Genomic DNA, 26,738 nt, shown 5'->3' with positions numbered 1-26,738 from the left:
CCACGACCTCACCGGCCGCCCCGGCCTCACCCCACCCGGCCCCACGCCCGGCTACCGGCCCAGCGCGGCGCTGGACCGGCACGTGCGCGCCCGCGACCGGCGCTGCCGCTTCCCCGGCTGCCGCCGCCGCATCCCCCGAGCCGGGGAACTGGACCACGTGCGCGCCTGGCCCGACGGGGAGACCTCGGCGGCCAACCTGGCCGGCTTCTGCGCCACCCACCACCGCGGCAAGCACCAGGCACCCGGCTGGCACCACGACCTCGCTCCCGACGGCACGCTGACCGTCACCACCCCCACCGGGCTGACCGCGGTCACCGAACCCCCGCCCTACTGAGCCCCGAGCTCCCCTCACGATCCAGGCGAGGTGGAGGTGGCTCGAGGACGGCGCGCCCACCGGCGACGACCGGGCCCACGAGCTCGCCTCGGGAGGACCTCCGGCCCGGCAGTCCCTCGACCCTGCGGCTGGCCCGGCACCTGCAGTCGGAGCTTCCCCGCTACCGCGTCTTCCTGAGGACCGGGTCCGGCCTCCGGCCCGTGGGGGGGTGGACCGACTGACCCGCGGGGGAGCGGCCGCGCTACTCGACCGCGACCGGGCGGCGCCGCGGCACGACCACCAGTGCGACGCCCAGGGCGGTCAGCGCGATGCCGGCGACCGACACCGCCGGCGGGACCGTGCCGAACAGCAGCCACGCCTCCAGCGCCACCGCCGGCGGCACCAGGTACAGCAGGCTCGACACCTCCGCGGCCGTCCCGCGCCGCAGCAGCACGAGCAGCAGCAGCACCGCGCCCAGCGACAGCGCGAGCACCAGCCACACCATCGCCAGCACGAAGTCGCCGGTCCAGCGGATCACCATCCGCTCGGTCGCCAGGGCCCCGGCCAGCAGCACCACCGCCGCTGCGGCGTACTGCACCGCCGTTCCCCACAGCAGCGGGATGCCGCCGCCGAACCGCTTCTGGTGCACGGTGCCCGCCGTCCCCGCCGCCAGCGCCACCAGGCAGGCGAGCACCCCCGGCACCGACAGCGACGTGGCGCCGGCCGCCGCGGCCAGCCCCGGCCAGACGACGACGGCGACGCCGGCCACCCCCAGCGCCAGCCCGAGCCACTGCCGCGCCGAGGCCCGCTCGCCGAGCACCGGCCCGGCCAGCACCACGGTCAGCACCGGCTGCAGGCTCACCACGACCGCCGAGACGGGCGAGGGCACCCCCAGCGAGATCGCGACGAACACCCCGCCGAGGTAACCGGCGTGCAGCAGCAGCCCGACCACCGCCGCGTGCCCGTACTGCGCCGGCCGCGACGGGACGGCGGCCCGCGCGGCCACCGCGATGAGCGCCAGCAGCGCCGCGGCGATCACCATCCGCAGCCCCAGGAAGGTCAGCGGCTCGGCGTAGGGCAGCCCGTACTGCGCGCCCACGAAGCCGGTGCTCCACAGCAGCACGAACAGCGCCGGGGCACCCAGCCGCTGCAGCCGCGACCGGGCGGGCGCGGTCACCGGGACGTCAGGCCACGCCGAGCAGCCGGTGCGCCACCGTGCTGTCGCTGCGGAACTCCGCGGTCGGGCAGCGGTGCACGATCCGCCCCTTCTGCATGACGGCGATCTCGTCGGCCACCGCGAAGGCCAGGTGCAGGTCCTGCTCGACCACCAGCAGGGTGACCCCCTCGGCCTTCATGCCCACCACCACCCGCCCGATCGCGTCGACCACCGCGGGGGCCAGCCCGTCGGACGGCTCGTCCATCAGCACCAGCCGCGGGTTGGTCAGCAGCGCCCGCGCGATCGCCAGCATCTGCTGCTCCCCGCCGGAGAGCTGCCCCGCCCCGTGCCGGAGCCGCTCGCCCAGCCGCGGCAGCAGCTCAAGCACCCGCCCGGTGTCCCAGGGGCCGCGCCCGCGGCCGCGCCGGGAGGCGAGGTCCAGGTGCTCGGTCACGGTCAGCGGCGCCCACACCCGGCGCCCCTGCGGGACGACGGCGACCCCGGCGCGGGCGACGACGTCGGGCCGCCGGCCGGCCAGGTCGCGGCCGTCGACGCGGACGGTGCCGGCCGAGGCCCGCACCAGCCCCATGAGCGTGTTGACCAGCGTCGTCTTGCCCACCCCGTTGCGGCCGAGCAGGCCCAGCACCCGCCCGTCGGCGAGGTCGAGGTCGACCCCCTGCAGCACCGTGCTGTGCCGGTACCCCGACTGCAGCCCGCGGACCTCGAGCACCTCAGCCCACCCCCAGGGCGGCCGGACCGGCCGTGTCGGTGAACAGCGACTCCCGGCCGGTGCCGAGGTAGGCCTCCTGCACGGCGTCGCTCGCCCGCACCTCCTCGGGCGTGCCGGTCAGCAGCACCCGCCCCAGGTGCAGCACGGTCACCGACCGCGCCAGCGCGAAGACGACGTCCAGGTCGTGCTCGACGATGACCACGGTCACCGACTCCGGCAGCGCCCGGACCAGCTCCACCAGTCGCGCGCTCTCCGCCGGCGACATGCCCGCCGCCGGCTCGTCGAGCAGCAGCAGCCGCGGCTCGCAGGCCAGCGCCACGGCCACCTCCAGCTGCCGCCGCTCGCCGTGGGACAGGTCGGCGACCGGGCTGCCCCGCCGGTGCTCGAGGCCGACGTCGGCCAGCAGGCCGTCGACCCGCTCCCGGGCGGCGGTCTGCCGCCGCGGCAGCAGCGACGCGCGCGAGCCGTGCCGCCGCTGCGCGGCCAGCAGCACGTTCTGCTCCACCGTCTGCGTGGTGAACAGGCTCGAGTGCTGCAGCGTCTGGCTGATCCCCAGCCGCGCCCTGCGGTGCTCGGGCAGGCCGGTGACGTCGGTGCCACCGAGGCGCACCGTGCCGGCCGACACCGGCATGCTGCCGGTGACCAGCTTGAACAGCGTGCTCTTGCCGGCGCCGTTGGGCCCGATCAGCGCGTGCCGGGCGCCGGTGGGCACGTCGAGGGTGACGTCGTCGACCGCCTTGAGCGCGCCGAAGTGCCGGCTGACTCCCGACAGGGACAGCAGGGGTGCGGTCACGGTGTCCTCCGGGAACGGCGGCGTCGCACCGCGGCCGAGACGCCGGCCAGGCCGGCGAAGCCGCGCGGCAGCAGGTAGACGGCGAGCACGAAGACGATGCCCAGCACCAGCGGGCCGTGGCCCTCCAGCGTCGGGCCCAGCGCGTCGCGCACCAGCACGACGACGGCCGCGCCGAGCACCGGCCCCCACAGCGACCCGGCCCCGCCGAGGATCACCGCCAGCAGCGCCAGCGCCCCGGTGGTGAAGCCCGCCTCGCTCGGCGTCACCAGCCGGACCTGCACGGCGAACAGCCCGCCGGCCACCCCGGCGACGGCGCCGGCGATGACGAAGGCCGCGTACTTGTAGCGGAACGGCGAGTACCCGAGCGAGCGCATCCGCGGCTCGTTGTCCCGGATCCCGCGCAGCGCGCCCCCGACGGGCGAGCGCGACACCAGCCACACCGCCGCGAACCCGAGGACGAACACCGCCAGCACGAACCAGTACACGTAGCCGGCGAGGGTGAGCGCGGTGCCGCCGACCCGCACCGCCGGGATGCCGTAGAGGCCGTTGGACCCGCCGGTCACCGAGTCCAGGGTGGTGGACAGCTGGTAGACGATCTCGCCGACGGCGAGCGTCAGCATGAGGAAGAAGACCCCGCTGCTGCGCACCGCCAGCCACCCGGTGGCCGCGGCCGCGACGGCCCCGGCCAGCGCGGCGACCAGCACCAGCACGACGCCCTCGCTGGTCACGTTGATCGCCACGATCCCGGCGGTGTAGGCGCCGACGCCGAAGTAGGCGGCGTGCCCCAGCGAGGGCAGCCCGGTCACCCCGACCAGCAGGTCGAGGCTGACGGCGAACAGCGCGAACACCAGGATCCGGCCGAGCACCGTCGTCGCGAACGGCGCGAGCACGAACGGCGCCGCGGCCAGCAGCACCAGGACGACGACGGCGGGGACCGCCCGCAGGAGCGCCGACGGCCGCCGCCCCCCGCCGGGCCGGCCGGCGCTCGCGGGGCTGTCGGCGACGATCGACTCCACGGCGGCGCTCACGTCCCGGCCAGCTTCCGCGGGCCGAACAGCCCGCGCGGCCGCAGCACCAGGACCAGCGCCAGGGTGCCGAAGAGGATGAACGAGGCCAGGTCGGGCAGCAGCGCCCGGCCCAGCGACTCGACCTGCCCGATGACCAGCGCGCCGATGAACGCCCCCTTGACCGAGCCCAGGCCGCCGATCACGACGACGACCAGGGCGAGGATGAGGATGGTGTCGTCCAGACCCGGGCGGGCGCCGTACACCGGGGCGCCGAGCACCCCGGCCACGGTCGCCAGCATCGACCCGATGCCGAGGACGGCCACCTTGACCTTGCGGTTGTCGATGCCCATGGCCGAGACCATCTCCCGGTCGGCGACGCTGGCCCGCACCAGCGCGCCGACCGACGTCCGCTCCACCACGACGTAGACGACGACGGCCAGCACCAGCCCGACGCCGATCAGCGCCAGCCGGTAGGCGGGGTAGGACCGGCCCAGGAACGACACGCTCTCGGCCAGCCCGGGCGGCGCGCCCACCGACAGCGCGTCGTTGCCGTAGACGATCGAGAGCACCTCGGCCACCACCAGCGACACCCCGAGGGTGAGCAGCGCCTGGTCGAGGATCGGCCGCCGCGCCAGCGGCTCGGTCATCACCGACAGCACCCCGCCGGCGAGCAGCCCGACCAGCGCGGCGATGCCGAGGGCGGCGAGGAACCCGCCCCACGTCGCGCCGCCGGACAGCAGGCTCCAGGCCAGGTACGCGCCGACCAGGAACAGCGCGCCGTGCGCCAGGTTCAGCACGTCCATCATCCCGAAGACGATGGACAGGCCCACGGCGAGGATGAACAGCAGCGACCCCACGGCGAAGCCGTTGAGGATGCTGACGAGGTTGCTGTCGAACCACTCGATCACCGCTGGCCGCCTCCTCCCGCGCCGCGGGCGGGCACGCCGGTCAGCTGCCCGGCTGGGCGAACCGGCCGAGGTCGGTGACGACGCTGTTGACCAGCGTCCCGCCCTCGTCGGTCACCTCGCGCAGGTAGATGCTCTGCTCGGGGGTCTGGCCGTTGAAGCTCCACGGGCCGCGCGGGCTGTCCTCGATCTCACCGAGGCCGTCGAGCGCCTCCGACAGCTGGTCGCCGGTGAGCCCCTCGGCCTCGGCGAGGGCGTCGGCGAGCACGTTGGCGGTGTCGTAGGTGGTCATGCCGAACACCGTCGGCGGCTCGTCGTAGGCCGCCTCGTACGCCTCGACGAACTCGGTGTTGGCCTCGTTGTCGATCTCGGTGGAGTAGTGCAGCGTCGTCTGCACGCCCACCGCCGACTGGCCCTGCGCCTCGAGGACGCTGCCCTCGGTGAGGAAGCCCGAGCCGTACAGCGGGACGGCGTCCTTGAGGCCGAACGCGTCGTACTGCTGCACGAAGCTGACCGCCTCGGCGCCGGAGTAGAAGACGAAGGTCGCGGCGGCGCCGGAGTCGCGGATCCCGGAGAGGAACGGCTGGTAGTCCTGCGTGGTGCCGAAGGGGGTCAGCGCCTGCCCGGCGACCGTGCCGCCGCCGGCCTCGAACGCCTCGGTGAACCCGGCCACCACCTCCTGGCCGGCGGCGTAGTCCGGCGCCATCACGTAGACCGGCCCGACGCCCTCCTCGGCCAGGTGCTGCCCCATGGCCGAGGCCACCTGGGCGTTGGTGAACGACGTCCGCCACACGTAGGGGGAGGCCGCGTCACCGGTGATCGCGCCCGCGCCGGCGTTGGCCACGATCAGCAGCTTCTGCGCCTCGGTGAACTGCTCGGCCGCGCCCAGGGCGGTCGCGGAGTTGACGATGCCGACGACGACGTCGACCTGCTCCTCCTGCAGCAGCCGCTGGATGGCCGGGACGCCGGTGTCGGGGCCCTCGCCCTCGTCGGCGACGACGGTCTCGACCTGGTAGTCGCCCATCCGGCCGTCGTTCTGCTCCAGCCACAGGTCCCAGCCCTGCTGCATGTCCTCGCCGAGTGGGGTGTAGACGCCGGCCTGCGGGATCACCAGGCCGACGCGGATGGTGCCGCCGCCCTCACCACCGCCGCCGCCGGAGTCCCCGCCGCCGGAGTCCCCGCCCAGGCTGCCGCCACCGCAGGCGGTGGTCAGCGACAGCAGTGCCACCGCGCCGAGCGGTCCGAGCAGTCGACCGCGGGAGGATCCGTGCACCGCCATGGAGGTCTCCGGAGAGTCAGGACGTGCTACACTGCACGTCGGTCAGCGCACGATGCTGTAGTAGCACGGCAGAGTGTGTCAAGCCTCACTCTCCAGGCCGGGCAGCTCGTGGCCCAGTCGTGACCCGGCCGGGTGGCCGGCGGGGATCCGGACCCGGGCGGTGTCACCATGGTCGGTGTGGAGGTCGTCGAGGGGCCGTTCGTCACGCGGCGCCAGGAGCTCGGCGCGGCGAGTGCCCGCAGCCTGCTGCTCACCGTCCTCGGGGAGTTCGTGCTGCCCGGCGCCCGCCCGGTGTGGACGGCGACCCTCATCGACCTGCTGGCCGACCTCGACGTCGCCGAGAAGGCCGCTCGCCAGGCGATCATGCGGACCGCCGACAGCGGGTGGATCGCCGGCAGCCGGGTGGGCCGGGAGACCTGCTGGACGCTCACCGAGGCCGGCACCCGGCTGCTGCGGGAGGGCACCGACCGCATCTACGGCTTCGCCGCGGAGGGGCGCACCTGGGACGGCCGGTGGCTGGTGCTCACCGTGGGCATCCCGGAGAACGCCCGCTCGCTGCGCCAGCAGCTGCGCACCCGGCTGGGCTGGGCCGGACTCGGCTCGGTCAACGGCACCACCTGGGTGACCCCGCGCATCGACCGCGAGGAGGAGGCCCGGCGCGTCCTGGAGGACCTCGGCCTGCTGGCCGGCAGCTGGTCGTTCCTCGCCGGAGCGGGGGTGATCGGCGACGAGCGGTCGCTGACCCGCAGCGCCTGGGACCTCGACGCGATCGAGGCCCGCTACGAGGACTTCCTCGACCTCGTGCGGCGGCGCCGGCCGCGCACCGACCGGCAGGCCCTCGTCGCGCAGGTCCGCCTCGTGCAGGAGTGGCGCCGCTTCCCGCTGCTCGACCCCGGCCTGCCGCGCGAGCTGCTGCCGCCGCGGTGGAGCGGCAACCGGGCGGCCGAGGCGTTCCGCGAGCGGCACGCCGCCTGGGCGCCGCGGGCCCAGGCGGCGTGGGCGGAGCTCAGCCGCGACCGCTGAGGGCACCGGCGTGCTCGGCCAGCCAGGCCCGCCCGGCGTCGGTGAGCACCCGGCTGTCCTTCTCGGCCTGCAGCAGCGGCGGGTCCTGTCGGTAGAGCCGGGCCACCAGGTGGTTGTCGGGGGCGAGCTGGCGGGCGATCTGGTGCGCCTCGAGCTTGTGCAGCCGCCCCCCGGGCGCCTCGGCGAAGCGCTGCAGCAGCGCGACCTGCGCCTCCTCGGGGTCCCGGTGCGCGCCGGCCGCCGGGGCGGGCGCCGGCTCCTCGTCGAGCAGCGCGGTGACCGCGCGCGAGAAGGTCTGCACCAGGTCGCGGATCCGGTCGTCGCGGGACGGGGTGGCTGCGCCGCCGCCCGAGCCCTGCCAGGTGCGCTGCGGGTGCCGGCGCAGGTACTCCTGCTCGAGCTCGAGCATCCGCTCGGTGTGGGTGCGGAACTGCTCGGCGGTGCCGTGCAGGAACACCCAGTGCCGCATGGCGTGCGCGTGCACGCCCTGCCGCTCGAGGTCCTCGTCGGACAGGTCGCGGGCCGGGACGCCCGGTCGCTCGGTCATGGTGTGCTCCCTCGGTCGGTCGGGCAGGCTCGATCTCGGTGGCCCTCCTCGCGGGCGTCAAGGTCCGGCGCCGGGCGCCAGCGGGCGTGCCGCGTGCCGGTCCGCCCGCTGCGGACCAGCTCCAGCCGGGGCCGCGGGCCGTCGGTCCGCCCGGTCTGCGGCCGGCGGCTGCCCGCCCGGAAGGGGGCCGGCCACTCCGCGCCGGGGCCGCTGTAGCCCTGCTCGGCGGCCGCGTGCAGCGTCCACTGCGGGTCGTAGAGGTGCGGACGGCCCAGCGCGCACAGGTCGGCGCGGCCGGCCAGCAGGACGGAGTTGACGTCGTCCCAGCTCGACAGGGCGCCGACGGCGATGACCGCGACGCCGAGCTCGCGGCCCACCTCGTTGCGGATCCGGTCGGCGTACGGGGTCTGGTAGCTGCGGCCGAACGCCGGCCGCTCGTCCTTGACCACCTGCCCGGTGGAGACGTCGATGCCGTCGGCGCCGTGCTCGGCGAAGGCCCGGGCCACGCGGACGGCGTCGTCGACGTCGGTGCCGCCCTCGTACCAGTCGGTCGCCGAGATGCGCACCGTCAGCGGCCGCTCGGCGGGCCACGCGGCGCGGACGGCGTCGAAGACCTCCAGCGGGTAGCGCAGCCGGTCCTCCAGCGTGCCCCCGTAGCGGTCGGTGCGGTGGTTGGACAGCGGCGAGATGAACGACGACAGCAGGTAGCCGTGCGCGCAGTGCAGCTCGAGCAGGTCGAACCCGGCGCGGGCGGCCGACCGGGTGCTGGCGACGAACTGCTCCCGGATCTGCGCGAGGTCGGCCTCGGTGAGCTCGCGGGGGACGGCGTTGGCGGGGGAGTAGGGCACCGGCGAGGGGCCGACGACCTCCCAGCCGCCCTCCGGCAGCGGCTCGTCGATGCCCTCCCACATCAGCCGGGTGGAGCCCTTGCGGCCGGAGTGGCCGAGCTGGACGCCGATGCGCGCATCGCTGCTGCCGTGCACGAAGTCGACGACGCGGGCCCAGGCGGCCTCCTGCTCGGGCGTGTAGAGCCCGGAGCAGCCCGGCGTGATCCGGCCCTCGGGGGACACGCAGACCATCTCGGTCATCACCAGCCCGGCCCCGCCCAGGGCCTTGCTGCCCAGGTGCACCAGGTGGAAGTCGGTGGGCAGCCCGTCGACGGCGGAGTACACGTCCATCGCCGAGACCACGACGCGGTTGCGCAGCTCCAGCCCGCCGAGGCGGAAGGAGTGGAACATCGGCGGCCGCGGCTCGGCCGGCTCCGGCTGACTGCGGGCGAACCACGCGTCGACCCCGGCGACGAACTCCGGGTCGCGCAGCCGCAGGTTGTCGTGGGTGACCCGGCGGCTGCGGGTGACGATGTTGAACGCGAACTGCTCCGGCGGCTGGTCGACGTAGTGCGCGATGTCCTCGAACCACTCCAGGCTGGCCCTGGCCGCGCGCTGGGTGGACAGCACCACCGGCCGGCGCTCCTCCTCGTAGGCGGTCAGCGCGGCGTCGAGGTCGGGCTGCTCGTGCAGGCAGGCCGCCAGGGCCAGGGCGTCCTCCATCGCGAGCTTGGTGCCCGAGCCGATGGAGAAGTGCGCGGTGTGCGCGGCGTCGCCGATGAGCACCAGGTTGCCGTGCCGCCAGGTCTCGTTGGACAGCGACCGGAAGTTCAGCCACCGGGAGTTGTTCGCGACCACGCGGTGCCCGCCGAGGACGCCGGCGAACAGCTGCTCGACCAGCTCGATCGACTTGGTGTCGCTCTCCCCGGGCGGGAGGTCCAGCGCGGCGACGTCGGCGAAGGCGCGCTGCCAGACGTCCTCGTGCATCTCGACGATGAAGGTGCTGCCGGTGCGGTCGTAGGGGTAGCCGTGGATCTGCACGACGCCGTGCGGCGTCTCCTCGACGTAGAACTTGAACGCCTCGAACACCAGGTCGGTGCCCAGCCACATGTACTTGCAGCGGCGGGTCTCCACGGTGGGCCGGAAGACGTCGGCGTGGCGGGTGCGCACCGCGGAGTTCGCGCCGTCCCCGGCCAGGACCAGGTCGTACCCGGCGCGCAACTGCTCGACGTCGGGGGCCTCGGTGCGGAAGTGCACCGTCACGCCGAGGTCGGCGCAGCGGCGCTGCAGGATCCGCAGGAGCTCCTTGCGGCTCATCGCGGCGAAGCCGTGCCCGCCGGAGGTGGTCACCCGGCCGCGGTGGTGGACGTCGATGTCGTCCCAGCGGGCGAAGTGCCGCTCCATCTCCCGGTAGACCGCCGGGTCGGCGTGCTCGATGCCGCCCAGGGTCTCGTCGGAGAAGACCACGCCGAAGCCGAAGGTGTCGTCGGGGGCGTTGCGCTCCCAGACGGTGATCTCGTGGGTCGGGTCGAGCTGCCTGGCGAGGGCGGCGAAGTACAGCCCGCCCGGGCCGCCGCCGACCACCGCGGTCCGCACGCCGCTCACCGCAGCCGGTACCGCTGGAGCTTGCCGGTGCTGGTGCGCGGCAGCTCGGTGCGGAACTCGACGGCGCGCGGGCACTTGTAGGGCGCGATCACCTGCTTGCACCACGCCTGCAGCTCCTCGGCCTGCACCTCGCGGGTGCGGTCGGGGCCGAGCACGACGAACGCCTTGACGATCGTGCCGCGGTCGGGGTCGGGCGCACCGACCACCGCGCACTCGACCACGTCGGGGTGGCCCAGCAGCGCCTGCTCGACCTCCGGCCCGGCGATGTTGTACCCGGCCGAGACGATCATGTCGTCGGTGCGGGCGCGGTAGGTGAAGTAGCCGTCGGCGTCGCGGACGTAGGTGTCGCCGGTGTAGTTCCAGCCGTGCCGCACGTACACCTCCTGGCGGTCCCCGCCGAGGTAGCGGCAGCCGGTGGGCCCGCGGACGGCGAGGGAGCCCTCCGTCCCGTCGGGCAGCTCGGTCCCGTCGTCGTCGAGGACCGCGGCGGTGTAGCCGGGGACGGCGCGGCCGGTGGTGCCGGGGCGGATGTCGTCGTCGGCGGCGGAGATGAACACGTGCAGCATCTCGGTGGCGCCGATGCCGTCGATCACCCGCACCCCGGTCGCGTCGTGCACCGCGTGCCAGACGGCGGCGGGCAGCGTCTCACCGGCCGACACGGCGCGCCGCAGCCCCGCCAGCGCCGGTGCGCGGCCGGCCGCGACGATCGCCTTGTAGGCCGTGGGCGCGGTCGACAGCACGGTCACCCCGTGCTCGGCCACCGCGTCGGCGAGCTGCTCGGGGCCGGCCCGCTCGAGCAGCAGCACGCTGGCGCCGGCCCGCAGCGGGAAGACGACCAGGGCGCCGAGGCCGTAGGTGAAGGCGATCGGCGGCGACCCGCAGAACACGTCGCCGGGCTCGGGCCGCAGCAGGTGCGCCGAGAAGGTGTCGGCGATGGCCAGCACGTCGCGGTGGAAGTGCATGGTGGCCTTGGGCCGGCCGGTGGTGCCGGAGGTGAAGGCCAGCAGCGCGGTGTCGTCGGCGGCGGTGGGCACGTCGGCGAAGGTGTCCGGCTGGGCGGCGGCCCGGGCGGTGAGGTCGCCGGGCCCGTCCCCGCCGAACGGGACGACGGTGAGCCCGGGGACGGCGGCCCGCTCGAGGTCCGCGGTCAGCCGGGCGTCGCACAGGGCCAGCACCGGCCGGCACATCTCGCCCATGGTGGCCAGCTCGCCGGCGCGCAGCACCGGCATGGTGGTCACGGCCACCCCGCCGGCCTTGAGGACGGCGAGCCAGCAGGCGACCAGCCACGGCGAGTTGTACCCGCGCAGCAGCACGCGGTTGCCCGGGACCAGGCCGAGCTCGCCGGTCAGCACCCCGGCGACCCGGTTGGCCCGCGCGCGCAGCTCGCCGTAGCTCCACACCGCGCCGTCCGGCGTCCGCAGGCACGGCCGGTCGGCGCCGTGCCGGTCGATGGTGGCGTCGAGCAGCTCGGTCGCGCAGTTGAGCCGGTCGGGGTAGGCGAGGTCGCCGAGGTCGAGCACCGGCCAGGTGTCGGGCCGGGGCAGGTTGTCCCGGCAGAAGGTGTCCACGTGGGCGGAGGGGGTCAGCGACGGCGCGCTCAGCGTCATGGGGATCTGCCTCCCGGGGGTCGCCGGGTCCGGCGGGGCCGCACCCTGCGCCTCAGTATGGCGTTGCCCTGACGGTAGTCAACACCGCGGCATACCGACAGCCGGGTCCGTATCGTGGCGGCGTGACCGCCGCCCCCGCCGACCCGCCGGCCGGGGCCGCCCCGCAGCCGCGGCAGCTGGTGGTGACGCTCTACGGCCTCTACGCCCGGGAGCGCGGCGGCTGGCTGTCGGTGGCGGCGCTGGTGCGGCTGATGGCGGCCCTCGGCGTCGACGAGCCCGCCGTCCGCTCGACGGTGTCCCGGCTCAAGCGCCGCGGGTGGCTCGAGGCCCGCCGCGAGGGGGACGTCGCCGGGTACGCCCTCACCGACGCCGCCCGCGAGGTGCTGGCCGAGGGCGACGCCCGGATCTTCGGCCGACGGCGGGCCGGGGCCGACGACGGCTGGCTGCTGGTCGTGTTCTCCGTGCCGGAGTCCGAGCGCGAGCGGCGGCACCGGCTGCGCTCGGAGCTGACCCGGCTGGGCTTCGGCACGGTGGCCCCGGGCGTGTGGATCGCCCCGGCACACCTGGCCGAGGAGGCCGCCGACGTGCTGCGCCGCCGCGACCTCGACGGCTACGTGGAGCTGTTCACCCGGGCGCGGGTGCCCGGGGGCGCCGCCCGCGGGTCGGTGGCCCGCTGGTGGGACCTCGACGCGCTGCACGAGCGCTACGCCGTCTTCCTCGACCGGCACGCCGGTGTCGCGGCCGGCCGTGGCCGCCCGGACCCGGCCCGCGCGTTCGCCGACTACGTGCGGCTGCTCACCGACTGGCGGGCGCTGCCCTACGCCGACCCGGGGCTGCCGCTGGACCTGCTGCCCGCCGACTGGAACGGGGTGCGCGCCGCGGACCTCTTCGCCCGGCTGCGCGAGCGGCTGGCCGGGCCCGCCGCCGAGCAGGCGGCCCGCCTCGTCGCCGGCTGAGCCCGCTCAGCCGGGGAGGACGGCGGTGCCCTGCACCTCGACGAGCGCCTCGTCGTCCCACAGCCGGGCCACGCCGATGCCGGCCATCGCCGGGTAGTCCGCACCCACCAGCCGGCGCCAGACGCCGCCGATCTCGCGGGCGTGCGCCCGGTAGTCGGCCAGGTCGACGGCGTAGACGGTGAGCGAGGCGAGGTCGCCCGGCTGCCCGCCGGCCGCCCGGAGCGCCGTCAGCAGGTTGCCCAGGGCCTGCTCGAACTGGGCCACGACGCCCTCGCCGACGATCCGGCCCGCGGCGTCCATCGCGGTCTGCCCGGCGAGGAACACCACCCGGCCCGGGCCGGCCACCACGGCGTGCGCGAAGCCCGACGGCCGCGCCAGCTCCGGCGGGTCCACCCTGCGGAACTCGCTCACGATGCCTCCGGTTCGCTACCGCCCGGCGGAGCCGGCACGACGACGGAGCCGCTCACGACTGCACCGACCCCCCGTCCACGTTGATCCCCTGCCCGGTCACCGCGGCGCTGGCCACGCAGAGCAGCACCGCGTCGGCGACCTCCTCCGGGTCGACCAGCCGGCCGATCGGCTGGCGCCGGGCCAGCGCCTCCCGCGCCTGCTCCGCGGTGCGCCCGGTGGTCGCGCTGATCGCCGCGACCGTGCGGTCGGTCATCGGGGTGTCGACGTAGCCCGGGCACACCGCGTTGACCGTGACCCCGCTGCCGGCCAGCTCGGCGGCCGCGGACCGGACCAGGCCGAGCAGGCCGTGCTTGCTCGCGGTGTAGGCCGCGACGTAGGGGTCGCCGCGCTTGGCGGCCACGGACGCCACGGCCACCACCCGGCCCCACCCGGCGGCGACCATGCCGGGCACCGCCCGGCGCAGCAGCCGGAAGGGGGCGGTCAGGTTGAGCTCCAGCATCCGGGCCCAGTCCTCGTCGGTGGTGCGGGCCAGCGGCGCGGACACCCCGGCGCCGGCGTTGAGCACCAGCACCTCCACCGGGCCGCCCCACTCCCGCTCCACCCGGCCGGCGACGTCGTCGGCGGCGCCCGGTGCGGTGAGGTCGGCCGGGACGACGAGCGAGGGGCCGGGCAGCGCGGCGGCGACCGCCTCGAGCTCGGCGCCGCTGCGCGCGGTGAGCGCCACGGCGTGCCCGTCGGCCGAGAGCCGGCGGGCGACGGCGGCGCCGATCCCGCGCCCCGCGCCGGTGACCAGGCAGCGGCGGGCGGGCACGGCCGGAGCTTGCCACCGCCGCGTGACGACCGTCAACATGACGACATACCCACCCGACCGGCCGCGACGGAGGACCCGAGCAGATGAAGCCCGAGGAGTTCACCGACATCCGCTACGAGGTGGAGGAAGACGACCACGCCGTCATCACGATCGACCGGCAGGAGCGGATGAACAGCTTCCGCGGGCGCACGGTGGACGAGCTGATCTCGGCGTTCAAGCACGCGTGGGCCGACCACCGGGTGGGCGCGGTGATCCTGACCGCGGCCGGTGAGCGCGCCTTCTGCACCGGCGGCGACGTCAAGGAGCGCGCGGAGACCGGCGGCTACGGCGAGACGGAGTGGGGCACGTTCGAGATCGAGCGGCTGCACCGGATCATCCGCGACATCCCCAAGCCGGTCATCGCCGCGGTCAACGGCATCGCGATCGGCGGCGGGCACGTCCTGCACGTGCTCTGCGACCTCACCGTCGCCTGCGAGGAGGCCACCTTCGCCCAGGCCGGCCCGCGGGTCGGCTCCTTCGACGCGGGCTTCGGCTCGGCCTACCTGGCCCGGGTGGTGGGGGAGAAGCGGGCCCGCCAGATCTGGTTCCTGCTCGACCGCTACGACGCCGCGACCGCCGAGCGCTGGGGGCTGGTCAACGCGGTGGTCCCGCGGGAGCAGCTGCTCGACACCGCCCGCGAGTGGGCGCGCAAGATCGGCACCTACTCGCCGACGGCGCTGCGCTTCCTCAAGCACTCGTTCAACGCCGACTCCGACCACCTCTCGGGCATCTCGCACCTGGCCTTCGACGGGCTGACCCAGTTCGCGGTCAGCGAGGAGGGCATGGAGGGCGCCCGGGCTTTCGCCGAGAAGCGGCCGCCGGACTTCCGCCGGTTCCGCTGACGGACTACACCGCTGCTTGACCTCCGGCGCACCGCTGTAGAACATCGGAGCGTGCTCGACGGACACGTCCTGGTGGACGCGCACGTGCACGTGCCCACGCTGACCTCGCTGGCGCCGGCCTGGGTCGACTGGGCGCGGCAGTTCGGCCGGCCCGGCGTCCTCGAGGAGGTCTGGCGCCCCGACGGGACGCCGGACCCGGAGGCGCTCGACCGGCTGTTCGCCGAGGAGGGCGTCGACGTCGCGCTGCTGTTCTGCGAGTACAGCCCCAAGGCGACCGGCTACCAGCTCTTCGACGACCTGCTGCCGCTGGTCGAGGCCAACCCGCGGCGGTTCCGGCCGGTGGCCAACGTCAACCCGCACCTGCACTTCCCGATCGCGCGGGAGCTGGAGCGCCAGCTCGACCTGGGCGCGGCGGCGCTGAAGATCCACCCGGTGCACGGCGGCTTCCGCGCCGACGACGCGGCGATGTACCCGGCGTACGCGGTGCTCGTGGAGCGCGGTGTCCCGCTGGTCGTGCACTGCGGCACGAGCAGCTTCCCCGGCTCGACCAACGCCTACGCCGACCCGCAGCTGCTCGACGCCGTGCTGCGCGACTTCCCCGACCTGCACGTGGTGCTCGCCCACGGCGGCCGCGGCTGGTGGTACGACGCGGCGGCGTTCCTCGCGGTGTCGCGGCCGACCGTGTGGATCGAGCTGTCCGGGCTGCCGCCCAAGCGGCTGCCGGAGTACTACGCCCGCTTCGACCTCGGCCGGCTGGCCCGCAAGTGGATCTACGGCACCGACTGGCCCGGGGTGCCGGGGCAGGCGGCCAACGCCCGCGCCGTCGCCTCGCTCGGCCTGCCCGACGACGTCGTCCCGCTCGTGCTCGGCGGCAACGCCCTGCGGGTGTACCGCGGGCTCGACCCGGCCTGACCCGCGCGCCGGGTCACAGCCAGGGCGGCAGCTCCGGGACGGCGCCGGACGGCGAGCGCACGGCGGCGCCGGGGCGGCCGGTCAGGTACGCCGCGACGGCGGCGAGCGACCCGCGCACCTCGGCGGGGGCGCCCCGCCCGGACACCGCCCAGGTGTCCCCGTCGTCGGTGGTGAGGTGCAGGGCGGGCTGGTCGCCGCCGGAGCGCCGGGCGACGGCGTCGGCGACCAGCGCGCGGAGGAGGTCGGGCGGCAGGGCGGCGAAGCCGGTCGCCGGGTCGAGGTCGGCCGCGTGCACCCAGACCTCCCGGGCGCGCAGCCACGGGATCTCCGTCGCCGGGACGGTCCGGCCCTGGGCGGTGCGCACCGGCCGCGCCCACTGCTCGGCGGTCAGCGCGTCCAGCGCCGCGGCGAGCCCGGCGGCGGAGTCGCGCACCCACCGGCGCAGCTCCTCCGGCGGCCGCCGCGCGCCCTCCCGGATGTCCCGGTCGCGCTGCTCCGGCGAGGCGTACATCGGCGTCTCCTCGCCGGTGGCCGCCCAGCGCGCCAGGTTGAGCAGCGCCTCGGCGTTGGCGGCCACGTGGGCCACCAGGTGCCGGCCGGTCCAGCCGGGCAGCGCGGTGGGCCCGGCGAGGTCGTCGTCCCCGGTGCGGTCGAGGACGCCGAGGAGGTGGTCGGTGCCCCCGGCCACCCAGCGGCGCGCGCCGGCGGGGTCGCGGCCGGCCGTCATGCGCCCGGGTCGGCGACGACGCGGTTCTCGCAGCGCCCCAGGCCGCCGATCTCGGTGGTCAGGGTCTGCCCCACCTCCAGGTAGCGCGCGGGGGTGCGGCCGTGCCCGACGCCGCCGGGCGTGCCGGTGCTGATCACGTCGCCCGGGCGCAGCGTCACCACGGTGGAGACGTACTCGACGAGCGCCACCGGGTCGAACAGCAGGTCGCCGGTGCTGTCCTCCTGCACCGTCTCGCCGTCGACCCGCGTGCTGACCGGCAGCACCGGCCGCACGCCGCCGGGCAGCTCGTCGGGGGTGACCAGGTAGGGGCCCAGCGGGGTGGTGGCCTCCCAGGTCTTGCCCTGCAGCCACTCGCCGGTGCGGAACTGCCAGTCGCGGCAGGTGACGTCGTTGAGCACGCAGAACCCGGCGATCGCCCGCTCGGCGTCGGCGCCGCGGGCGCGGCGGACCGGGGCGCCGACGACGGCGAGCTCGCCCTCCCAGTCGAGGGCGTCGGTCTCCGGCGGCCGCACGACGTCGTCGGTGGCGCCGACGAGCGCGTCGGCGTACTTGGCGAACAGGGTGGGGTGCCCGGGCAGGTCGCGGCCCATCTCCCGGATGTGGGTGCGGTAGTTGAGCCCGACGCAGACGACCTTCCCGGGGCGGGGGACGACCGGCGCGTACGCCGCGCCCCGGAGGTGGGACGCGGACTCGCTCGCCGCCGCGGCGCGCTCCGCCCAGCCGGGGTCGGCGAGGAGCGCGCCGAGGTCGGCGGCGCCGACGTCGACGAGCCGGTCGTCCTCCACCCGCACGGCGCGGGTCGCGCCGTCGAGCGTGCGCACGGTCGCCAGCCTCACCCGGACACCTCGGCCCGGTCCAGGTGCAGGGCCTCCAGGACGGGGGTGTCGCTGAACCGGAAGAGGTCGAGCGCGCCCGAGTCGGAGTCCGACGGGCCGGCCTCCGAGCGCACCGACAGCGGCTGCCAGGAGGGGACGACGAACAGGTCGCCGCGGCCGACCCGCCAGGATGCCTCGCCCACGGTGACCGTGCCGGTGCCGTCGAACACCTGGTACACCGAGGAGCCGGCCTCGCGGCGCGGCGCGGTCTGCGTGCCCGGGCGGACGCGGTGCACCTCGGCCCGGATGGTGGGCAGCACGTCGCCGCCGGTGGTGGGGTTGGTGTAGCGGACGGCGGCGTGGCCGGGTTCCAGCACGCCGGGGTGCCCCTCCGACTCCAGCTCGAGCTGGTCGCCCAGCGCCGCGTCGGTGTCGGCCCAGCGGTAGTTGAGCAGCGGGGTCCCCGGGGTGGCGCCGGGCGCGGACACCGGGCGCAGTCCCGGGTGGCCCCACAGCCGCTGCGAGCGCGAGCGCTGCGGCGTCGTCCGCTCCGCGTCGCTGATCGTCTCCCGGCCGAACTCGAAGAACTGCGACTCGGCGGTGTACTGGAACGGGATGTCCAGGCCGTCGATCCAGGCCATCGGGCGGTCGGCGGCGTTGTGGTGGGCGTGCCAGTTCCAGCCCGCCTGCGGGAGGAAGTCGCCGCGCTCCATCGGCACCGGGTCGCGGCCGACGACGGTCCACACGCCGGAGCCCTCGACGACGAACCGGAACGCGTGCTGGGTGTGCCGGTGCTCCGGGGCGTCCTCGCCGGGCATCAGGTACTGGATCGCCGCCCACAGCGTCGGGGTGGCGTACGGCTTGCCGCCCAGCGCCGGGTTGGCCAGCGCGATGGCGCGCCGCTCCCCGCCCCGGCCGACGGGGACGAGGTGGCCGGCCCGGTCGGCGAGCTCGAGCAGGTGCTGCCAGCGCCACACGTGCGGCACCGCCCGCGAGCGCGGGTGCACCGGCATGAGGTCGCCGATCTCGGTCCACAGCGGGACCAGCAGCTCGCGCTCGAACCCGCGGTAGAGCTGCTCGAGCTCGGGCGTCGGCGTGGGCTGGCCGGGTGCGTCGACGGCGGTCAGCGAGACCGGGGAGCTCAGCTGCTGGGTCATGACGGGGCGTCCTCTCGTGCGGCAGGTCGTGCGGCGGGTCCTGCGGCGAGGCGCCGGGCGACGTCGTCCCGGAGCGCCTTCTTGTCGATCTTCCCGACCGTGGTGGTGCGCAGCTCCTCGACGACCTCGAGGCGCTCGGGCCAGGTGTACGTCGCCACCCCGGCGGCGGCCAGGGCCGACCGGACGTCGTCGAGGACCAGGGTGGTGCCCGGCCGCAGCACCGCGTAGAGGCAGACCCGCTCGCCGAGCACCGGGTCGGGCATGGCGACGGCGGCGACGGCGGCCACCTGCGGCAGCAGCCGGTAGGCGAGGTTCTCGACCTCCTCGGCGCTGATCTTCTCCCCGCCGCGGTTGATCATGTCCTTGTCGCGTCCCTCGACGACCAGGTTGCCGTCGGGACGCCGGCGGACGACGTCGCCGCTGCGGTACCAGCCGTCGGCGGTGAACGCGCGGGCGTTCTGCTCGGCCGCCCGGTAGTAGCCGCGCGGCGTGTAGGGGCCCCGGGTCAGCAGGGCGCCCGGCGTGCCGTCGGGGACGTCGCGGTCGAGCTCGTCGACGACGCGCACCTCGTCGCCCGGGCTCAGCGGCCGGCCCTGGGTGGTGCAGACGACGTCGTCGGGGTCGTCGGGGCGGGTGTAGTTGAGCAGCCCCTCGGCCATCCCGAACACCTGCTGCAGGGTGCAGCCGAGCACCGGGCGCACGGTGCGGGCCACCTCGTCGGCCAGCCGGGCGCCGCCCACCTGCAGCAGCCGCAGGGAGGAGAGCTGCCCGGCGCCGTGCCCGGCCGCGTGCGCCAGCCAGCGCTGCGCCACCGCCGGCACCACCGCGGTGACGGTGACGCCCTCGGCGGCGACCGTGGCGAAGGCCCGCTCGGGCTCCGGCGAGCGGAGCAGGACCACCCGCCCGCCGGCGAGCAGGGTGCCGAGGATCCCCGGGCAGGCCAGCGGGAAGTTGTGCGACGCGGGCAGGCTCACCAGGTAGACGGTGTCCGGCCCCAGGCCGCAGAGCTCCGCGCTGGCGCGGGCGTTGTAGGCGTAGTCGTCGTGGGTCCGGGCGATCAGCTTGGGCAGGCCGGTGGTCCCGCCGGAGAGCAGGAAGACCGCCACCGACCGGCTGGCCGGCTGGTCGGCGTCCCACCGCGCGCGGACCGCGGCCGGGTCCCCGGGCTCGGCGCACAGGGCGGTCAGGTCGGTGTGGCCCTCGCGCACCGGGCCGCCGGCGACCAGCACGTGCCGCAGCGTGTCCGACCCCGCGCGCAGCTCGTCGGCCAGCGCGGCGTGGTCGAACCCGCGCAGGGTGGCCGGCACGGCGATGGCCGCGGCCTCGCTGTGCCCGACCAGGTGGGAGAGCTCGTGCTGCCGGTGCCCGGGCAGCGCCATCACCGGCACGACCCCGGCCCGCAGGCACGCCACGGTGAGGACGACGAACTCCCAGCAGTTGGGCAGCTGGACGACGACCCGGTCCCCGCGGGCCAGGCCCAGGTCGTCGACGAGCCGGCCGGCCAGCGCGTCGGCCCGCGCCGCCAGCGAGCGGTGGGTCAGCCGGACGTCGCCGTCGACCAGGGCGGCGGCGTCGGGTGCGGCGTCGGCGGCGGCGAGCAGCTCCGCGCCGAGCGCGGTCCCCCGCCACCAGCCCCGCTCGGTCCAGGCACGGGCGAGGTCGTCGGGCCAGGGGACGGTGCCCCCGGCGACGGGGGAGGCGGCGCGGGTCACGGGGAGGGCTCCTTCCCGAGCGTGAGGACGGCGTCGAGCGCCAGCAGGCCGCCGGCGGTGACGCGCAGCGGGTTGACCTCGACCTCCGCGATCGCGGGGTGGGCGAGGAGCAGGTCGCCGAGGGCGGCCAGCACCGCGCCGAGGGCGGCGCGGTCGGCGACCGGCCCGCCGCGGGCGCCGTCGAGCAGGGCGCGGCCGGCCAGCTCGTCGGCCAGCGCCCCGGCCTCCCCGGCGTCCACCGGGGCCGTGCGGACGGCGACGTCGGCCAGCGCCTCGGCCACGACGCCGCCGAGGCCGACCAGCACGACCGGCCCGAACACCGGGTCGCGGGAGGCGCCCACGACCAGGTCGACGCCGGGCGGCGCCATCGACTCGACGAGGAAGCGGGTCGCGCCGGCCGCGGTCAGCGCGTCGAGCGCGGCGTCGAGGCCGGCGGCGTCCCGGACGCCGAGGTGCACCCCGCCGACGTCGGACTTGTGGGTCACGGCGGCGTCGAGCAGCTTCACCGCCAGCGGCCCGGGCAGCTCGGCCAGCGCCCGGTGCGCCTCGGCCCGGCCGGCGCAGGCCCGGCGGGGCGGGGTGGCGATCCCCAGCCGCCCGAGCAGGGTCTTGGCCTCGTCCTCGTCGAGGTCGCGCTGCGGGGCGGCGACCGGCACCGGGCGGCGCGGGGACGGGTCGCGGCGGGATGCCCGGGCCCGGGCGTCGTCGACCAGCGCGGTGACGGCGGCGGTGAGCGCGGTGGGTCCGTCGAGGGCGGGCACCCCCAGCGCGCGCAGCGCCTGCCGCTGCGGGCCGACCTGCCCGGCCGGGCCGCCCAGGCCCACCACGGCCGGCGTCCCCGCGAGCTGCGCGACGGCCGCCGGCAGGTCGAGCACGTCGGGCTCGGTGAGCGCGTAGACGCTGAGCAGGTCGACCGCGGGGTCCGCCGCGACGGTGGCCAGCACCCGGCCGAAGGCGGGGTCGGGCCGGCCGGTGTCCACGGGGTTGGCCTGGAAGGTCAGCGGCGGCAGCAGGCCCGACAGCGCGTCCCGCGTCCCGCCGCCCAGCGGGGGGACCGCCACCCCTGCGCCGCGCAGCCCGTCGACGTGGACGAGCCCGGGCCCGGCCTGGGCGGTGACCACGCCGACGCCCGGGTCCGCCGACGCCGGCAGCCGCAGCGCCGACAGGGCGGTGACCGCGTCGACGAGCTGCCGCTCGTCGTCGACCAGGACGGCACCGGCGGCCCGCAGCGCGGCGCGGGTGGTGCGCCAGGAGGTGGCCAGCGCGCCGGTGTGCGAGCGGGCGAACTCCGCGACGTCGGAGCGGCCGACGACCCAGGCGACCACGGGCACGCGCGCGGTCGCGGCGCGCACGGCGGCCACCAGGGCCGGGCCGTCGGGCACCGACTCCACGTGCAGCGCCACCGCGCGGGTGCCGTCGTCGGCGGCCAGGTGGGCCAGCACGTCGGCGGCGGTGACGCCGGCGGCGTTGCCGAGGCCCACGGCGAGGGAGATCCCGACCCCGGCGGAGGCCAGCAGGAAGGCCAGCGCGTGGTTGACCCCGCCGCTGGCGGCCACCACCGCCACCGGGCCGGCCGGCACGGTGGCCACCCCGGGGACGAAGGACGCGGTCAGCCCCCGGGCGGGGACGAGGAAGCCCGAGGTGTTGGGCCCGAGCAGCGCCACACCGGCGTCGCGGGCGGCGGACACCAGCGCGGCCTGCTGCGCGGCGCCCGCGACACCGGCCTCGGCGTAGCCGCCGGAGCACACCAGGGCCGCCCGCACGCCGGCCGCGGCCGCGTCGGCCAGCGCGCGGGCCGACGCCGCCGCGGGCACGCACAGCACGGCGAGGTCGACCGGGTCGGGCGAGGCCGCGGCGGCCGCGGCGACGGTGGCGAACCGCCCGGCCGCGGGGTCGGCGTCGCGGGCGTTGACGCCGACCACCGTGCCGGGGAATCGGGCCAGCGACCGGGCCATGACCGCGCCCAGCTTGGCCGGGTCGCGGGAGGCGCCGACGACGGCGATCCCGCGGGGCGCGAACAGCGGCCGGAGGTCGCTCACGCGGTCGCCTCCCCGGCCGGGGCGGCCACCAGGTCGGCGCGGCCGGAGAGCACCGCGGTGACCGCGACGTCGGCGGCGGCGTCCGGGTCGGCGTCCTCGACCAGCAGGGCGGGCGTGCCGTGCTCGAGGCGGGCCGCCTCGCACACCAGGCGGCGGGTCAGCGCGGTGCCGCCGGAGACGGCGACCAGCGCGGTCCCGTCCGCGGCGGCCCGGGCGAGCGCGCCGAGCACCGGCGGGAGCCCGGCCTCGGTGTCGGGCGCGGTCACCGCCAGGCCCCACGGTCCGCCGTCGGCGGGCGGGCCGGCGCGCAGCGGCAGGTCGCCGCCGGGCAGGTGCACCACGCCCTCGCCGAGCGCCACCCGCCGCCCGGCCAGCCGCCGGCCGGCCACCTCGAGCGCGCTGTCGAGCGGCGCGGCGCCGTGGGCCTCCCGCCAGCGCCGGTGGACGGAGGCCACGAACGCCTCGTCGCGGCGGCGCAGCCGGGCGTCGGTCAGGCTGCGGGTGAGGAAGTGGTAGGCGAACTGCCAGGGCGGCAGCGTGTCGTGCGAGCGGCCGAAGGTCTCCCACCACGACAGGCTCGGCCGGGCCGACCCCTGGATCCGCGCGACCTGCGGCTGCCGGACCGCCTGGTAGGCCGCCAGCGCCGCGTCGACGTCGTCGCCGTGCTCGTCGAGCGCCGCCACGAGGGCGACGGCGTCCTCCATGGCCATCTTGGTGCCGGACCCGACGGAGAAGTGGGCGGTGTGCGCCGCGTCGCCGAGCAGCGCGACCGCCGTGCCGCCGACCCGGTGGTGCCAGCGCCGCGCGCGGCGGGTGCGGAAGTTGCCCCACCGCGAGTTGTTGACCAGCAGCGGGTGCCCGTCGATCTGCTCGGCGAACAGCCGCTGCAGGTACTCCCTGGTCTTCTCGTCGCTCGGGCCCGGCGGCCGGGTGACGTCGAACTCGTCGAGCCCGGCCGCCCGCCAGGACGCCTCGTCGGTCTCGACGATGAAGGTGGAGACGCCGGAGCCGATGGGGTAGCCGTGCACGGCGAAGACCCCGTGCTCGCCGCGCTCGTGGACGAAGGTGAGCCCCTCGAACGGGTACGTGGTGCCCAGCCAGACGAACTTCGCCGTCGCCGTCTCCTCGGCGGGCCCGAAGACGTCGGGGAACAGCCCGCGCACCCGGGAGTGGGCGCCGTCGGCGGCGACGACGAGGTCGTAGCCGGCCGACAGCAGCGCCCCGGGGTCGACCTCGGTGGCGAAGCGGACGTCGACCCCGGCCTCGGCGGCGTGCTCCTGCACCAGCCGCAGCAGCGTCCGGCGCTCGACGGCGGCCATCCCGTTGCCGCCGCAGCGGAACCGCTCGCCGTGCAGCCGCACCTCGATGGTGTCCCAGTGCACGCCGTGCTCGGTGAGCGCCGTGCGCAGCACCGGGTCGGCGGCGTGGATCTGCTCGAGGGTGGCGTCGGAGAAGACGACGCCGAAGCCGAAGGTGTCCTCGGCGCGGTTGCGCTCGAAGACGGTCACCTCGCGTGCGGGGTCGCCGGCCCGCGCCAGGGTGGCGGCGAACAGCCCGCCGGGACCGCCGCCCAGGACCGCGATGCGCATGCGGGCTCCCCGGTGCTCTGGTGTGTCACCCCGGCGTCGGACGCCGCCGAGGATGACACAATGGGTGCCGGGCGCGCCAGGGTGCCCGGACGGGAGGGCAGGGCGTGCGGCCGCGATCGATCGTCGTCGACCTGTGCGGCGACGCCCTGCGCCACCACGGCGGGGAGGCCCGCACCCAGGCCCTGGTCGACCTGCTCGAGGTGTTCGGCGTCGGGGAGCCCACCGCGCGCATCGTGCTGGCCCGGATGCGCAAGGAGGGCTGGTTCGACACCCGCCGCGAGGGCCGGCAGGTCGTCTACGCGCTGTCCGCGACGGCCTGGCGGGTGCTGGACGAGGGGCGCACCCGCATCTTCGAGCGGGCCCGGGAGCCCTGGGACGGCCAGTGGCGGATGGTGATCTACGCCGTCCCCGAGCAGGACCGCGCGGAGCGGGAGCGGCTGCGCCGGGCGCTGTCCTGGCTGGGCTTCGGGCCGTTGGCGACGGCGACCTGGATCAGCCCGCACGAGCGCCTCGCCGAGGTGGAGCGGGCGCTGCCGGACACCTCGGCCCGGCTGGACCTGCTGACCTGCCGCGCGCGCGACCGGGCGACCGACCTCGACATGGTGGGCCGCTGCTGGGACCTGGACGCGCTCGGCCGCGACTACCGGGACCTGGTCGCCCGGCTGGAGGCGCTGCCCCCGGCGGCGGAGCTCGCCGCGCTGCCCGGCCCCGAGGCCCTGCGGCTGCGCACCGGGCTGGTCTCGGACTACCGGCAGTTCCCCTTCCGCGACCCCGACCTGCCCGCCGAGCTGCTGCCCGGGGACTGGCCCGGCCGCCGCGCGCACGAGCTGGTCGTCGCCGCACACGCGGCGCTCGCCCACCCCGCCGACGCCTTCGTGGCCGCCGTGCTGGGCCGGCACGCGTCGTGAGCGGGGTGCGGCCCCTGCGCCCCGGCGGCGGTCCGGGCCGGTGGACGCTCGCCGCGGTCGCCGCCGTCCAGCTGGCCGCCCAGGCGGCCGGCCACGTCGTCGCGCTGCGGCGGCGCCGGCCCTTCGACGTGCCGTTCCTGACCGGGAGCCCGGAGCACCTGGTCCGCGACTGGCTGTGGTTCGGCACGGCCTACAGCGCGCCCCCGTACCTGCTCGGGCCGCAGCTGTGGGCGGCCGCCCGGCTGGTGCGCGGGGACGACGACCGCGCCCGGTGGGTGCTCCGGTGGCTGGGCACCGGGCTGACGGTGGGCTACCTCGGCGAGCGGTGCAGCCGCGTCCGGGTCCGCCCGGGCGGGTTCGACGCGGTGGAGACGCCGGTGGTGCTGGCCGGCTGGGGCGGCGCGCTGGCGCTGGCCGTCCTCGCGCGCCCCGGCACCCGGCCCGGCGCGTGACTCAGCGCCGCAGGCCGAGCGCCCGGATCGCGTTCTCCTTCATGACCAGCGGGCGGACCTCGTCGCGGATCTCCAGGGCCTCGAAGTCGCGGATCCAGCGCTCGGGGCGGATGAGCGGGTAGTCCGAGCCGAAGAGCACCTTCTCCTTCAGCAGGGTGTTGGTGGCCCGGACGAGCTGGGGCGGGAAGTACTTGGGCGACCAGCCGGACAGGTCGATGTAGACGTTGGCCTTGTGCTGGGCGACGGCGATCGCGGCGTCCTGCCAGGGCACCGAGGGGTGGGCCATGACGATGGTCAGGTCGGGGAAGTCGGCGGCGACGTCGTCGAGCAGCATCGGGTCGGAGTAGCGCAGCTTGATGCCCCGGCCCCCGGGCAGGCCGGAGCCGATGCCGGTCTGCCCGGTGTGGAACAGCGCCGGGACGCCCAGGGACTCCAGCTCCGCGTAGAAGGGGTAGTGCCGGCGGTCGTTGGGCTCGAAGGCCTGGATCGAGGGGTGGAACTTGAACCCGCGCACCCCGTGCTCCTGCACCAGCCGGCGGGCGGCGCGGACGCCGGCGGTGCCGCGGTGCGGGTCGATCGAGGCGAACGGGATGAGCACGTCGGGGTGCTCGGCGGCCGCGGCGGCGATCTCCTCGTTGGACAGCGTCGGGTGCCCGGTGGCCAGCTCGCTGTCGACGGTGAACACGACCGCGGCCATGTCCCGGGCGCGGTAGTCCTCGGCGATCTGCGGCACGGTGGGGTGGTGGGGGTCGCCCTTGAAGTACGCCGCCGCCGCGTCGAGCAGCTCGTCGTCCATGGACAGGTGGCCGTGCAGGTCCTGCTCGACGTGCACGTGTACGTCGATGGCCGCCAGCGCGTCGAGGTCGGGTCCGGTCACGCCGTCATCGTCTCCCCGGCGCCGGCTCCCGTCCTGGTGGCGAGGCGGTGCCGCAGCCCGGTGAGCAGCGCGGCCAGCCCGATCTCGAAGGCCTCGTCGGCCCGGCGCGGCCCGCCGGGGGCCGCTCGCAGCGCCTCGTCCAGGGCGGGCAGCGCGCCGTCGCCGTCGTGCCACACCGCCTCCGGGGCGGCCAGGTCCAGGGCCGCGCCCAGCGCGTAGCTGTCGAGCACGCTGATCCACAGCAGCACCTCGCGGGCCGGGACGCCGGCCTGCCGCAGGAGCGCCGCCACCCGGTCGTAGCCGCGCAGCACCGGGCCGCCGGTCATCGTCGTCTCGGTCAGCAGCGGGATGAGCCGGGGGTGGCGGGCCAGGGCGTCCCGGTAGGAGCGCATCCACGCGGCGAGCTGGGCGGCCCAGTCGGTCCCGTCCAGCGGCGGGACCCACAGGCCCTCCACCACGACCCGCTCGCGGAGCGCCTCGACGATCGCCCCGCGGCCGCTGAGGTGCTTGTAGACGGCCGACGCGCTGGTGCCCAGCCGCGCCGCGAGCTCGGCCATCGTCAGCCGGCCGGTCTCGTCGACGCAGGCCAGGGCCGCGTCGAGGATCGTGTCGACGTCGAGCAGGCGCCTGCGCCGCTGGACCACGTCGGGCCTCCTTGCTCTCCGCGCCGGTCTCCCGCGCCGAGCCTGGCACGGGCCG

At 76.4% G+C, this 26,738-nt stretch carries 26 protein-coding genes; 7 read left to right on the top strand and 19 right to left on the bottom strand.

Going from position 1 to position 26,738, the window contains the following annotated elements:
- On the top strand, positions 1–334 hold a 334-nt coding region (locus tag BLQ97_RS19700; RefSeq protein ID WP_139173762.1), incomplete at its 5' end, for an HNH endonuclease signature motif containing protein.
- A 241-nt stretch (positions 335–575) separates the two neighbouring features.
- Here BLQ97_RS19700 and BLQ97_RS19695 read toward each other — a convergent pair.
- From BLQ97_RS19695 to BLQ97_RS19670, 6 genes are read right to left on the bottom strand one after another with little or no spacing between them, the layout of a single operon-like run.
- Positions 576–1,490 carry a DMT family transporter gene (locus BLQ97_RS19695; RefSeq protein ID WP_091367879.1) on the bottom strand — a complete coding sequence of 305 codons (915 nt, stop codon included), beginning with the start codon at positions 1,488–1,490 and terminating at the stop codon, positions 576–578.
- Positions 1,491–1,497: 7 nt separating this feature from the next.
- The gene (locus BLQ97_RS19690) at positions 1,498–2,199 is read right to left on the bottom strand and encodes an ABC transporter ATP-binding protein (protein ID WP_091367877.1); all 702 of its coding nucleotides are present in this window, start codon (positions 2,197–2,199) and stop codon (positions 1,498–1,500) included.
- 1 nt (position 2,200) lies between these two features.
- Positions 2,201–2,992 carry an ABC transporter ATP-binding protein gene (locus BLQ97_RS19685; RefSeq protein WP_091367875.1) on the bottom strand — a complete coding sequence of 264 codons (792 nt, stop codon included), beginning with the start codon at positions 2,990–2,992 and terminating at the stop codon, positions 2,201–2,203.
- Complete coding sequence (locus BLQ97_RS19680) at positions 2,989–4,020, bottom strand: branched-chain amino acid ABC transporter permease (RefSeq protein ID WP_091367873.1); 1,032 nt, start codon at positions 4,018–4,020, stop codon at positions 2,989–2,991. Before BLQ97_RS19680 ends, BLQ97_RS19685 begins: the two co-directional genes overlap by 4 nt.
- Positions 4,017–4,907: a branched-chain amino acid ABC transporter permease gene (locus BLQ97_RS19675; RefSeq protein ID WP_091367871.1), complete on the bottom strand. Its 891-nt coding sequence runs from the start codon at positions 4,905–4,907 to the stop codon at positions 4,017–4,019. Before BLQ97_RS19675 ends, BLQ97_RS19680 begins: the two co-directional genes overlap by 4 nt.
- 40 nt (positions 4,908–4,947) lie before the next feature.
- Entirely contained in the window at positions 4,948–6,183 is a 1,236-nt protein-coding gene (locus BLQ97_RS19670) for an ABC transporter substrate-binding protein (protein ID WP_091367869.1), read from the bottom strand.
- Positions 6,184–6,360: 177 nt separating this feature from the next.
- Between BLQ97_RS19670 and BLQ97_RS19665 the strand changes: the two genes are divergently transcribed.
- Positions 6,361–7,206, top strand: a complete 846-nt coding sequence (locus tag BLQ97_RS19665) for a PaaX family transcriptional regulator (protein WP_091368013.1) — start codon at positions 6,361–6,363, stop codon at positions 7,204–7,206.
- Here BLQ97_RS19665 and BLQ97_RS23485 read toward each other — a convergent pair.
- The 3 genes from BLQ97_RS23485 to BLQ97_RS19650 are packed head-to-tail and all read right to left on the bottom strand — an operon-like array spanning position 7,190 to position 11,792.
- Entirely contained in the window at positions 7,190–7,753 is a 564-nt protein-coding gene (locus tag BLQ97_RS23485; RefSeq protein ID WP_175471828.1) for a DUF6158 family protein, read from the bottom strand. The genes BLQ97_RS19665 and BLQ97_RS23485 overlap by 17 nt on opposite strands.
- A complete protein-coding gene (locus BLQ97_RS19655; protein WP_091367867.1) occupies positions 7,750–10,176 on the bottom strand; it encodes a bifunctional salicylyl-CoA 5-hydroxylase/oxidoreductase in 2,427 nt (808 codons plus the stop codon). Before BLQ97_RS19655 ends, BLQ97_RS23485 begins: the two co-directional genes overlap by 4 nt.
- Before the next feature lie 5 nt (positions 10,177–10,181).
- Positions 10,182–11,792, bottom strand: coding sequence for an AMP-binding protein (locus BLQ97_RS19650; RefSeq protein ID WP_091367865.1), 1,611 nt, complete (start codon positions 11,790–11,792; stop codon positions 10,182–10,184).
- Between the two features lie 122 nt (positions 11,793–11,914).
- Here BLQ97_RS19650 and BLQ97_RS19645 point away from each other — a divergent pair, with 122 nt between their 5' ends.
- Positions 11,915–12,748 carry a PaaX family transcriptional regulator gene (locus BLQ97_RS19645; RefSeq protein ID WP_091367863.1) on the top strand — a complete coding sequence of 278 codons (834 nt, stop codon included), beginning with the start codon at positions 11,915–11,917 and terminating at the stop codon, positions 12,746–12,748.
- Between the two features lie 6 nt (positions 12,749–12,754).
- Here the strand turns inward: BLQ97_RS19645 and BLQ97_RS19640 are convergent, their stop codons facing one another.
- Complete coding sequence (locus BLQ97_RS19640; protein WP_245692485.1) at positions 12,755–13,159, bottom strand: RidA family protein; 405 nt, start codon at positions 13,157–13,159, stop codon at positions 12,755–12,757.
- A 52-nt stretch (positions 13,160–13,211) separates the two neighbouring features.
- The gene (locus BLQ97_RS19635) at positions 13,212–13,970 is read right to left on the bottom strand and encodes an SDR family NAD(P)-dependent oxidoreductase (protein WP_091367859.1); all 759 of its coding nucleotides are present in this window, start codon (positions 13,968–13,970) and stop codon (positions 13,212–13,214) included.
- Positions 13,971–14,053: 83 nt separating this feature from the next.
- Between BLQ97_RS19635 and BLQ97_RS19630 the strand changes: the two genes are divergently transcribed.
- Positions 14,054–14,851 carry an enoyl-CoA hydratase-related protein gene (locus BLQ97_RS19630; RefSeq protein WP_091367857.1) on the top strand — a complete coding sequence of 266 codons (798 nt, stop codon included), beginning with the start codon at positions 14,054–14,056 and terminating at the stop codon, positions 14,849–14,851.
- 51 nt (positions 14,852–14,902) lie between these two features.
- Entirely contained in the window at positions 14,903–15,763 is an 861-nt protein-coding gene (locus BLQ97_RS19625; protein ID WP_091367855.1) for an amidohydrolase family protein, read from the top strand.
- Between the two features lie 13 nt (positions 15,764–15,776).
- Here the strand turns inward: BLQ97_RS19625 and BLQ97_RS19620 are convergent, their stop codons facing one another.
- From BLQ97_RS19620 to BLQ97_RS19595, 6 genes are read right to left on the bottom strand one after another with little or no spacing between them, the layout of a single operon-like run.
- Entirely contained in the window at positions 15,777–16,490 is a 714-nt protein-coding gene (locus BLQ97_RS19620; RefSeq protein ID WP_091367853.1) for a maleylpyruvate isomerase family mycothiol-dependent enzyme, read from the bottom strand.
- On the bottom strand, positions 16,487–17,326 hold the full coding sequence (locus BLQ97_RS19615; protein ID WP_091367852.1) for a fumarylacetoacetate hydrolase family protein: 840 nt from the start codon (positions 17,324–17,326) through the stop codon (positions 16,487–16,489). Before BLQ97_RS19615 ends, BLQ97_RS19620 begins: the two co-directional genes overlap by 4 nt.
- Complete coding sequence (locus BLQ97_RS19610; RefSeq protein ID WP_091367850.1) at positions 17,323–18,462, bottom strand: cupin domain-containing protein; 1,140 nt, start codon at positions 18,460–18,462, stop codon at positions 17,323–17,325. Before BLQ97_RS19610 ends, BLQ97_RS19615 begins: the two co-directional genes overlap by 4 nt.
- Positions 18,459–20,174 carry a (2,3-dihydroxybenzoyl)adenylate synthase gene (locus tag BLQ97_RS19605; protein ID WP_091367848.1) on the bottom strand — a complete coding sequence of 572 codons (1,716 nt, stop codon included), beginning with the start codon at positions 20,172–20,174 and terminating at the stop codon, positions 18,459–18,461. The genes BLQ97_RS19610 and BLQ97_RS19605 overlap by 4 nt, the downstream gene beginning before the upstream one ends.
- On the bottom strand, positions 20,171–22,213 hold the full coding sequence (locus BLQ97_RS19600; RefSeq protein WP_091367846.1) for an acetate--CoA ligase family protein: 2,043 nt from the start codon (positions 22,211–22,213) through the stop codon (positions 20,171–20,173). Before BLQ97_RS19600 ends, BLQ97_RS19605 begins: the two co-directional genes overlap by 4 nt.
- Positions 22,210–23,802 (bottom strand): FAD-dependent monooxygenase, encoded by a 1,593-nt coding sequence (locus BLQ97_RS19595; RefSeq protein ID WP_091367844.1) that lies wholly within the window; start codon positions 23,800–23,802, stop codon positions 22,210–22,212. The genes BLQ97_RS19600 and BLQ97_RS19595 overlap by 4 nt, the downstream gene beginning before the upstream one ends.
- 104 nt (positions 23,803–23,906) lie before the next feature.
- On the opposite strand from BLQ97_RS19595, the gene BLQ97_RS19590 reads away from it, so the two are divergent.
- Together BLQ97_RS19590 and BLQ97_RS19585 are read left to right on the top strand one after the other, a co-directional pair.
- Positions 23,907–24,710 carry a PaaX family transcriptional regulator gene (locus BLQ97_RS19590; protein WP_091367842.1) on the top strand — a complete coding sequence of 268 codons (804 nt, stop codon included), beginning with the start codon at positions 23,907–23,909 and terminating at the stop codon, positions 24,708–24,710.
- On the top strand, positions 24,707–25,162 hold the full coding sequence (locus BLQ97_RS19585) for a hypothetical protein (protein WP_245692482.1): 456 nt from the start codon (positions 24,707–24,709) through the stop codon (positions 25,160–25,162). Before BLQ97_RS19590 ends, BLQ97_RS19585 begins: the two co-directional genes overlap by 4 nt.
- A 1-nt stretch (position 25,163) precedes the next feature.
- Here BLQ97_RS19585 and BLQ97_RS19580 read toward each other — a convergent pair whose 3' ends face one another.
- Positions 25,164–26,039 carry an amidohydrolase family protein gene (locus tag BLQ97_RS19580; protein ID WP_091367841.1) on the bottom strand — a complete coding sequence of 292 codons (876 nt, stop codon included), beginning with the start codon at positions 26,037–26,039 and terminating at the stop codon, positions 25,164–25,166.
- Positions 26,036–26,683, bottom strand: coding sequence for a TetR/AcrR family transcriptional regulator (locus tag BLQ97_RS19575; protein WP_175471826.1), 648 nt, complete (start codon positions 26,681–26,683; stop codon positions 26,036–26,038). The genes BLQ97_RS19580 and BLQ97_RS19575 overlap by 4 nt, the downstream gene beginning before the upstream one ends.
- Between the last annotated feature and the right edge of the window lie 55 nt (positions 26,684–26,738).

Origin of the sequence: Geodermatophilus telluris (assembly GCF_900102745.1) — a bacterium.
GTDB lineage: Bacteria > Actinomycetota > Actinomycetes > Mycobacteriales > Geodermatophilaceae > Geodermatophilus > Geodermatophilus telluris.
The sequence above is the reverse complement of the archived record's forward strand: the minus strand, read 5'-3'. Positions and strand labels throughout refer to the sequence as shown.